This is a genomic window from Alcanivorax sp., assembly GCF_002733835.1.
In the GTDB taxonomy this organism is placed as follows: domain Bacteria; phylum Pseudomonadota; class Gammaproteobacteria; order Pseudomonadales; family Alcanivoracaceae; genus Alcanivorax.
In genome coordinates this window covers 21,826-30,651 of the sequence record NZ_NVWY01000047.1, presented here as the reverse complement: position 1 = coordinate 30,651, position 8,826 = coordinate 21,826, and the positions used below count along the sequence as shown (strand labels likewise).

Sequence of the window (8,826 nt, the reverse complement as noted above, 5' to 3'; positions counted from 1 at the left end):
TCGTTCGTATCGCCTTCGCGCTCATGAAAAATGGCACCGACTATCAGCCGGCCCCTGCCTCATGAAGACTGGGGTGGACAACATAGAATCTCCTACAAAAAACGACAGGGAATCCTGCTCCCATCAAAAAAAACCCCCGCGTTGCGGGGGTTGGGGGTTTACCACTTGAGGGGGGCTTCCGAGGAGCCCGGGGTGGCGGCCTGGCCAGCGGGTTGCTCCGACGCGTTTTGGGCCTGCTTATCCGGGCGGACGCGGTCACCCACCTGCAGGGTACTGGCTTCGCCTTCCACACGGGCAATGCCATAGTCGGGGCGTACGTCGCTGATCTTGAGGGTGGCCAGCGCTTCGCCTTCCAGCTTGATGGTCATGCCGGTATCCGGGTCTTTCATTTCCCCGGCAGGGCGATACACCTTCATGATGCCGTCTTTTTCCAGACGACCCTGGCCCTGGCTAAGGAACACGGTCTCGCCGTCGACCTTGATCACTTGCACCGGGTAGAGCACGTCGGTGGCATCACCGGCGATGGCGCGGGCAATCTCGGGATAGAGAATGTCAGCCAGACGTTCCGGATGGTTGCGGTCATCAATTTTCTGCTCGCGGGCCATGGCACGGATTGTGGCTTCCGGCTTGTCCCACTCGTAGAGATCGCTCCACAGGATTTCCGTGGTGGTGGTGTCGATCAGGCGATAACGCACGCGGACGTAGGGGTCGTAGCCGCCCATCTTGGCGCCGTAGAACTCGCGATCACTGTCGCCAATCTGGAAGTCTTCGATGGTCCCCACCAGCAATAGATCAGCGCCTTTACGCTGACCGAGACGGGCCATTTCTTCCGGCGCGATACTGCCCTGGGAAACGGTCTGCAGCTCTTTTTCAATGTCGGCCAGATAAGAACGATCCAGCACCCGGAAACGCCCGGACTGGGTGAAGGCCATGGACAGGTTTTCGCTCAGATCACGCTGCACTTGCGAAGCCGGCACCTTGATGTCTCCAAGGTCATAGCTTGAGGCGCGGACATCGAAAGTCGCAATGGCGATGCCGGGCAGATGCGAGCGATCCGGCCCGATGGACTTGGGACGCAGGATTTCCGCCTGCACATCCGCCTGCCACATGCCGTCATCCACCTGCTTCACAGACTGGACTTCATAGGTCTTGATGTTACCCAGCGTCGGCAGCTGCGGCTCCGGCACCGAGGTCTGCATGCCCATCCAGGTGGACACATCACCCTGCTGGTTAATCACCCACTCATACACATTGGTGCGGAAGTTGGGGTCCACCGCCAGGGTGACACCGCCCCCCTGGCGCACGGCGGCGACCAGGGCATTGGTCATGGCCTGCTCCGGGTTATCGCCATAACCCCGTGCGGACACGGAAACGGTTTCCGTCATCGCATGGCTGAAGGACGAGCACAGTAGCAGGACAAGAAAAAAGGGAGAGAAAAGACGTTTGATCATGATGACCTCCTTGCCAGTAGCGACAATCGTGCCACCACTTATATCACGAATAAGGCCGGCGTGAGCCGGAAACGGGCGGCTTCGATGATACCGCCCCGGCGCACCTCAAACGGCCGAGGCGGGGCGTCCCTGCCTCCAGCCACCCCGCAGGATCCCTGCGCGGTGGCCGCTACCGTTTGCGGTCGCGAATACGGCCCGTTTACAGGCCGAACAGGCTCTTGGACTTGGTCTTGCGAATTTCTTTCTCGTTGGCCCACTCGATGATGCCGGTCTGGATGTTGAGCAGCTTCAGGGTGAACTTGTAGTACACGTCCTTGGTGCTGCCATCGCGTTTCACGATGGAAGAGAAGTTGCCGTACATCATGAACTCGGCGCCAATTTGACGCCCCATGGCCGCAGCGGTGCTTTGGTCTACCAGGCCGGATTCACTCTGGTAATCCAGCTGCTCACGCACACGCTCTACGACTGTCATGTCCGCGAAGCGGAACTTGCCGGAGTTGATCAACTTGGACTGGATGGTATCGGTGATGGATTCGGTGTCCACGTGCTCGGTGGTCTTGTTCTTGATGCGATCCACAAACACCACCGGGCGACGGCTCTGGGTCATCTGCACGATAGGCGGGAACACCAGCATGTCATCCACCATTTTGCTGGCAATCATCTGCAGGTCGGTAGAACCAAAATCGGTGTTCACGGTTTCGCGGCCCTGGGCATCGCCATAATCCACGGTGGAACAGCCAGACAGCACCAGTGCAGCGCCAAGCATCATCATTGAAAATACACGTACCATTCTTGTTTCTCCTTGTTCCTTGTTACGTCAGCCGGGCTGACAGTTATTCCTGCACCCAGATTTCGAAGCGCACGGCGGACGGATTGGGGGAAACCCCCTTCACACTGTTCTGGCTGCGGCCGGCCATGACCACCTGCTGCCAGGGCTGGGCTTCCGGTTCCAGTTCAAAACCGTCGGCATCAAACCACTTGAACTTGTATTGGAGGTCGAGCTGGAATTTCCAGTCATTTTCCAGCACCGCCTGAACCATCAGCATATCGCCCACACGTTTCTGGCGCAGGTCTTCCACGGAAATGCGGCTGGATAGCAGGCTGTTGTTGGAATACACCTTGGTAACGACTTCGCCGTCTTCGGTGACTTCCATCTGGCCTTTATTGCTGGCGGAACATGCGGCCAGCATCAACGCGACCAGTATCGCCAGCATCGGGCGTAAGAATGTCATAAGGGTCCCTCCTGAACGGGTAACACGCGAGTAATCAATTGGCCAGGTACAGCCACTGCATGAATCACGGTGAGGCCCCGGCGTACTACCGGAACCGTCAGCGTTCTGTTGCCTGCCGGGGTACTAAGCACCAATGCATGCTCGCCCTGGGGCAGGTGAAAACGGGTGGCCTGGGCATAGGCTGGCAACGTCAGCCAGCTGCGCCGATCGGCCTGCTCACTGACCAGATTATAGATCTGTGTACTCAGTGAGCCTAACAGACCGAAGTTGTCGTTGGCCTGTTTTTGCATATTGTACTTGGCCGTGGCCCGCAGGGTCTGGCGCACCAGCATGCCGGGCATACGCTCTTTCAGATCCTTGGCGGCCAACCCGCCCACATCCGCCAGCACCACGGTTTCCCCCAGCGGCTGGCTGGCGCTGTCCAGCACCCGCAGGCTGTTGGGGCGCGGCTTGCTGCCAATGGCGTAGGTGGGGAAGGCCACGGAAAACACGCCGTGCACGGTGGGGATAGGCAGGGTGAATTCTTCCCGGGGCTGCACAAAGCCTTGCTCATACAACACCGCGACCATGCCTTCATCGCTGTCTCGCAGCGCACGGGGGTTGGACACCCGCTCCACGTCTTCCTTGATCATATCCACGCCGGAGTTGATCTCCAGCGCTTTCTTGTAATCGACCAGAGCATCGTTATATTCGCCGTGGGCCTCCCAGAACAAGGCGGACAGGTAGAAGGTCCAGGCATTCTGGAAGCTGGCCTTGACGCCGCCGGCCACCGCATCAATCCCCTGGAAATAGCCGTCGAACTGGGACACGTCCACGTCGTTCTCTTCGGCCTCTTCCTCAGCCTTGGCGATTTCCTTTTCCCGCTTGTTGGCCGAGACCCGCTGCTCCAGGGCCGCCGCACGCAATTCCACAGCGGTGCCGGTAACATCGTTTTCCGCCCAGTAGTTGAGCGCCTGGTAGGCACGGGTGAAGATGCGCTCGTAGTCCGGCGCCACATAAGGGCGGGCATTGTCGTTGGTGATTAGCGAGGTGCCGGAGGCCGCCAGGGACGAGACCTGGATCTTTGCACTGGCATCCTCTGCATCGTATTTGGATACCACATCGGCAAAGGCGTTGCGGCTGGCTTCGCCTTCGCCATTGAGTTGCGTAACCCGCCCCAGCTCCTGCAGATAGAGCACGCCATCGCCCCCGGCGGTGGCTTTCTCCAACTTTTGTGTGGTCCCTGCACTGGCGGCCTCATTCCCCAATGTGGCCTTCCATTTTTCTGCCTGGCTGGGGTAGGACACGAACATGGAGTTCGTGGCACAGCCGCTCAGCATCGCCAATAACGCGACAGACAGGCATCCCTTCCTGAACAAATTCATGATCTTAGTGTACGCCCCAAGAAAAAAGCCGAAGCAGGCAAGGTAGCCTGACTCCGGCTTTTTGTCGAGCAGTTCACACCCTGCTGGCACAATATGCCAACATTTGTGTACCGCTGTTACGACTAGAACAACACCCGGGTGCGGATGGTGCCATCGATGGTGCGCAGCTTCTCCAGCGCCAGCTGGCTGTAGCCCTTGTCCACATCGATGACCACGTAACCAATCTCTTCGTTGGTTTGCAGGTACTGGCCGCAGATGTTGATGCCGTTCTCGGAGAAAACGGTGTTGATCTGGGTCAGCACGCCGGGCACGTTCTTGTGGGTGTGCAGCAGGCGGTGCATGTCCGGGTGCGGCGGCAGGGCCACTTCCGGGAAGTTCACCGCACCCAGGGTGGCGCCGTTATCGGAATAACGGATCAGCTTCTCGGACACTTCCGTGCCGATGTTCACCTGCGCTTCCTTGGTGGAGCCACCAATGTGCGGGGTGAGGATCACGTTATCGAATTCGCGCAACGGGCTGACGAACTCGTCGTCGTTACCCTTGGGCTCTTCCGGGAACACGTCGATGGCGGCGCCCAGCAGGTGGCCGTCTTTCAGGGCCGCCGCCAGCGCGTCGATATCGACGACTTTGCCGCGGGCATAGTTGATCAGGTAGCCCTTGGGCTTGATCGCGCGGATCTGCTCTTCCTGAATCATCCAGCGGGTGTCGGCGGTATCCGGCACGTGCAGGCTGACCACATCAGACTGGGCCAGCAGGTCGGTGAGCGTGCCCACCTGTTCCGCGTTGCCCAGCGGCAGCTTGGGCACCACGTCGTAGAACTTCACCTTCATGCCCATGGACTCGGCCAGCACACTCACTTGCGCACCGATGTTGCCGTAACCCACGATCCCCAGGGTCTTGCCACGGATTTCGTAGCTGTCCTTGGCAGACTTCAACCAGCCGCCACGGTGAGCCGAGGCGTTCTTCTCGGGAATGCCGCGCATCATGTTGATGGTGTGGGCAATCACCAGCTCCGCCACGGAGCGGGTATTGGAGTAGGGCGCGTTGAAGACCGGGATACCACGCTTGAGAGCGGACTTCAGGTCCACCTGGTTGGTACCGATACAGAAACAGCCGACGCCAATCAGTTTTTCCGCCGCCTCGAACACCTCGTCGGTGAGCTGGGTGCGCGAACGAATGCCGACAAAATGGGCATCCTTGATTTTGGCAGTCAGGTCATCCCCGGTAAGCGCAGTGGGCAGCAGCTCCACATTGGAGTAACCGTTCGCTTTCAGGTTCTCCACGGCGTTTTCGTGGATGCCCTCGAGCAGGAGAACGCGGATCTTATCCTTCTCAAGAGAAGTATCGGCCATGATTCTGTCTCGGTAGCCTGTGAAATGGGCGCGTATGTTAACATAGCGCGCTCAAATTGAGAGCAACCCATGCTGTACTTCTGTTCAAGTCAGCATGAAGCCGTTTCAAGCCCCCGGTTAGACCCGTTCAGGAGACCTGTTGATGACTGCCCTTGCCCATGCTGCACTGGAGCAACTGACTGATTTGCTTGGCAATCGCTGCCTCACCGACCAGGAAAGCGCGGAGCGCTACGGGGTCGACTGGACCAAAGTCTGGGCACCGGCCCCCTGCGCCGTGGCACTGCCCGAGACTGCGGAAGAGGTGCAACAGATCGTCGAAATTGCCAACGAGCATGGTCTGCACCTGGTGCCGTCCGGTGGCCGTACCGGTCTGTCTGCCGGCGCCGTGGCCGCCAACAACGAGCTGGTAGTGGCCTTCGATCGCATGAACAAGGTGCTCGATTTCAACGAATTCGACCGCGCTGTCACCGTGCAACCCGGTGTGGTCACCCAGCAGCTGCAGGAATTCGCCGAAGAAAAGGGCCTGTTTTACCCGGTGGATTTTGCCTCCGCCGGCTCCAGCCAGATCGGCGGCAACATCGGCACCAACGCCGGCGGCATCAAGGTGATCCGCTACGGCATGACCCGCGACTGGATCACCGGCCTGAAAGTCATCACCGGCAAGGGCGAACTGCTGGAACTGAACAAAGGGCTGATCAAGAACGCCACCGGCTACGACTTCCGTCACCTGTTTATCGGCTCTGAAGGCACCCTGGGCCTGGTGGTGGAAGCCACCGTCAAACTCACTCGCCAGCCGAAAGACCTGACCGCCCTGGTACTGGGCGCGCCGGGCTTCCGCGAAGTGATGAGCATCCTGCATGCGTTCCAGCAGGACATCGACCTGACCGCCTTTGAGTTCTTCTCCGACAAGGCCATGGCCCACGTACTGGCCCACGGCGTGCCCAAGCCCTTCGAGACCGAGTGCCCGTTCTACTGCCTGCTGGAATTCGAGCAGCTTTCCGAGCAGGTCGGCGAGCAGGCCATGGCCATCTTCGAGAAATGCGTGGAAGAAGGCTGGGTACTGGACGGCGTCATGAGCCAGTCCCTGCAGCAGCTCGACCAGCTGTGGCAGCTGCGTGAGCGCATCTCCGAATCCATCGCCCCGCACACCCCGTACAAGAACGACATTTCGGTGAGCATCGCCAAGGTGCCGGACTTTGTCGAAGACGTGGACACCGTGGTGCAGGACGCCTACCCGGATTTCGAGATTGTCTGGTTCGGCCACATCGGCGACGGCAACATGCACCTCAACATCCTCAAGCCGGCGGACCTGCCCAAGGAAGACTTCTTCGCCAAGTGCAACAACGTCTCCAAGTGGGTGTTCGAGATCGTTGAGAAATACAACGGCTCCATCTCTGCCGAGCACGGCGTGGGCATGACCAAGAAGCCCTACCTGGAGTATTCGCGCAGCCCGGAAGAAATCGCCTGCATGAAAGCGGTGAAAGCGGTATTTGATCCCAACAACGTGATGAACCCCGGGAAGCTGTTCGATGTTTGATGAGATCAACGAAGCCCACATCGACCCGAACGGTTACCAACATCGCTGGATCGACGGCGCCCCCATGGACATGCCCGTGGGCAAGGTGGTTTGTGTAGGCCGCAACTACGCCGACCACGCCAAAGAGCTGGGCAATGAAGTGCCGGATTCCCCCATCCTGTTCATGAAACCCGCCACCGCCCTGGCCAGCCTGCACGAACCGCTGGTGCTGCCCGAAGGGCAGGGGCCGGTACACCACGAAGTGGAAATGGTGGTCCTCATCGGCAAGCGCATCCGCAAGGAAACCCGCCTGGATCACATCCGTTTCAGCGTCGCCGCTTACGGCATCGGCCTGGACCTGACCCTGCGTGAAGTTCAGAACCAGCTAAAAGAAAAAGGCCACCCCTGGGAGCGCGCCAAGGCCTTCGACGGCGCCGCCCCGGTGTCCGGCTTTATCGATGCCCGCGGCATCTCGGTACGCCAGGACCTGGGCGTCACTCTGGAAATCAACGACGAAGTCAAACAGCACGGCCACACCGGCCTGATGCTGTTCCCCACCTTCGAACTGCTCGCCGAAATCAGCCAGAGTTTCACTCTGGAACCCGGCGACGTGGTCTTCACCGGCACCCCCGCCGGCGTCGGCCCACTCAACAGCGGCGACACGTTCACCGCGCGGCTGGGCAACATCATTCAGGTGTTTGGTTCGGTGGCCTGACCCTGACCCCTGATAAATTCATTTTTGGCCCTAGCGAGGAAGGCTCCCACCATACGGCATCAGTGCTCGCTTCAGGGGGAGAGGAACACCGTAAACCTAAACGATGTTCCGCCTCTGGATATGAGCCAGCCTAATTCGTGACGGGCTCGAAACCCAAAAGCTATTTCACCCCAGCATCTATCCGTGGCCGGTAACCAATTGTTTTTTATGGTTATTTCAAAATTAAATAATCTAGGAATTATTGGATGTGTTTTGGTACCATTGGTCAAGATAAGGAGGATTTCTTTATGAAGAATAAAGAAAAAGTACGCTCTCTGTTTTCTCAAGCCTATTCTGTTAAAGGTGACGGAGTTGCCGTTTTGAAATCAAAAAGACTCAAAACTGTTCAACAGTTTCGTAAATCCCTTGAGATTATGAATCAAATTAGCGTTGAACCCGATCAAACGGAAGAACGAGTCGTAACTGAAAGTTGAGTTCTTCTTCGAGTGCAGCTCTCTTAGTTTTATCTATGCTTGTGGCTGGGTATATCCCGGCCACTCATTGCTATTACTTCAAATACCGCACAGCAAGAGAAGCAGGTCATCGCCTTTACCTTACATCAGCTTCGATTGGTTTCGCCTCCTTCCTTATCTCTGAGATTATTTTATTTTCCATATTAAGGTTTTTCTCTTTTTTTTCTTGGTTACCACAGCTTTCAGAAAAGCTTACCGAACATCACATTATCATCCTAATCGTTTTTTCATTTGTACTTTCGGTGTTGGTTACCTGGGGATACAACAACCAACCTGACTCCAAAAATAAAAACATGCAAAGGGTGTGGCAGAAAGATGATTTTTCAATGCTTCTTAGTCATGCAACTCAACAACTAAAACCAATTTCGGTAACGCTAGAAAATAGAAAAACCTACGTGGGCTACGTTGCAAGAACAAATGAACCAGATAAAGAAACATCACACATAACATTACTTCCCATTTTCAGTGGATACCGCGATGAAGAAACACTCCATTTACGATTAACGAACAAGTACAAGGTCGTTTTTTCGCATTACCTGTCTTCAGATAACGATACCGACCCCGAAGACTTCTATATCGTAATACCGGTTAACAGAATAATTTCATCAAATATTTTTAGCGAGAAAGTTTACAAAAAGATTAGCAAGGCTTTCTAAAATAATCCGACCTAGTGCCTAATCTTAC

Annotated in this window: 9 protein-coding genes; 4 read left to right on the top strand and 5 right to left on the bottom strand. The window is 56.9% G+C overall.

Annotation, left to right across the window (positions count from 1 at the left end):
* Positions 1–158: 158 nt before the first annotated feature.
* The 5 genes from COA55_RS15610 to serA form a co-directional block, all read right to left on the bottom strand.
* Positions 159–1,451, bottom strand: a complete 1,293-nt coding sequence (locus tag COA55_RS15610; protein ID WP_290502887.1) for a CsgG/HfaB family protein — start codon at positions 1,449–1,451, stop codon at positions 159–161.
* A 199-nt stretch (positions 1,452–1,650) separates the two neighbouring features.
* Entirely contained in the window at positions 1,651–2,241 is a 591-nt protein-coding gene (lpoB, locus tag COA55_RS15605) for a penicillin-binding protein activator LpoB (protein ID WP_007149918.1), read from the bottom strand.
* Positions 2,242–2,284: 43 nt separating this feature from the next.
* Complete coding sequence (locus COA55_RS15600) at positions 2,285–2,683, bottom strand: YcfL family protein (protein ID WP_290502886.1); 399 nt, start codon at positions 2,681–2,683, stop codon at positions 2,285–2,287.
* Entirely contained in the window at positions 2,680–3,975 is a 1,296-nt protein-coding gene (locus COA55_RS15595; protein ID WP_231880655.1) for a hypothetical protein, read from the bottom strand. Before COA55_RS15595 ends, COA55_RS15600 begins: the two co-directional genes overlap by 4 nt.
* Before the next feature lie 194 nt (positions 3,976–4,169).
* Positions 4,170–5,399 carry a phosphoglycerate dehydrogenase gene (serA, locus tag COA55_RS15590; RefSeq protein WP_063520534.1) on the bottom strand — a complete coding sequence of 410 codons (1,230 nt, stop codon included), beginning with the start codon at positions 5,397–5,399 and terminating at the stop codon, positions 4,170–4,172.
* A 142-nt stretch (positions 5,400–5,541) separates the two neighbouring features.
* Here serA and COA55_RS15585 point away from each other — a divergent pair, with 142 nt between their 5' ends.
* From COA55_RS15585 to COA55_RS15570, 4 genes are all read left to right on the top strand, one after another.
* Complete coding sequence (locus tag COA55_RS15585; RefSeq protein WP_290502884.1) at positions 5,542–6,936, top strand: FAD-binding oxidoreductase; 1,395 nt, start codon at positions 5,542–5,544, stop codon at positions 6,934–6,936.
* A complete protein-coding gene (locus COA55_RS15580; RefSeq protein WP_290502883.1) occupies positions 6,929–7,630 on the top strand; it encodes a fumarylacetoacetate hydrolase family protein in 702 nt (233 codons plus the stop codon). The genes COA55_RS15585 and COA55_RS15580 overlap by 8 nt, the downstream gene beginning before the upstream one ends.
* Before the next feature lie 287 nt (positions 7,631–7,917).
* Positions 7,918–8,103: a hypothetical protein gene (locus COA55_RS15575; RefSeq protein ID WP_290502882.1), complete on the top strand. Its 186-nt coding sequence runs from the start codon at positions 7,918–7,920 to the stop codon at positions 8,101–8,103.
* Positions 8,100–8,798, top strand: coding sequence for a hypothetical protein (locus tag COA55_RS15570; protein WP_290502881.1), 699 nt, complete (start codon positions 8,100–8,102; stop codon positions 8,796–8,798). The genes COA55_RS15575 and COA55_RS15570 overlap by 4 nt, the downstream gene beginning before the upstream one ends.
* Positions 8,799–8,826 lie beyond the last annotated feature (28 nt).

Excerpts from the sequence above, each read along its gene's own strand:
- COA55_RS15575 (WP_290502882.1), top strand. The coding sequence starts at position 7,918 with ATGAAGAATAAAGAAAAAGTACGCTCTCTGTTTTCTCAAGCCTATTCT.
- COA55_RS15595 (WP_231880655.1), bottom strand. The coding sequence starts at position 3,975 with ATGTTCGTGTCCTACCCCAGCCAGGCAGAAAAATGGAAGGCCACATTG.
- lpoB (WP_007149918.1), bottom strand. The coding sequence starts at position 2,241 with ATGGTACGTGTATTTTCAATGATGATGCTTGGCGCTGCACTGGTGCTG.
- COA55_RS15585 (WP_290502884.1), top strand. The coding sequence starts at position 5,542 with ATGACTGCCCTTGCCCATGCTGCACTGGAGCAACTGACTGATTTGCTT.
- serA (WP_063520534.1), bottom strand. The coding sequence starts at position 5,399 with ATGGCCGATACTTCTCTTGAGAAGGATAAGATCCGCGTTCTCCTGCTC.
- COA55_RS15580 (WP_290502883.1), top strand. The coding sequence starts at position 6,929 with ATGTTTGATGAGATCAACGAAGCCCACATCGACCCGAACGGTTACCAA.
- COA55_RS15600 (WP_290502886.1), bottom strand. The coding sequence starts at position 2,683 with ATGACATTCTTACGCCCGATGCTGGCGATACTGGTCGCGTTGATGCTG.
- COA55_RS15610 (WP_290502887.1), bottom strand. The coding sequence starts at position 1,451 with ATGATCAAACGTCTTTTCTCTCCCTTTTTTCTTGTCCTGCTACTGTGC.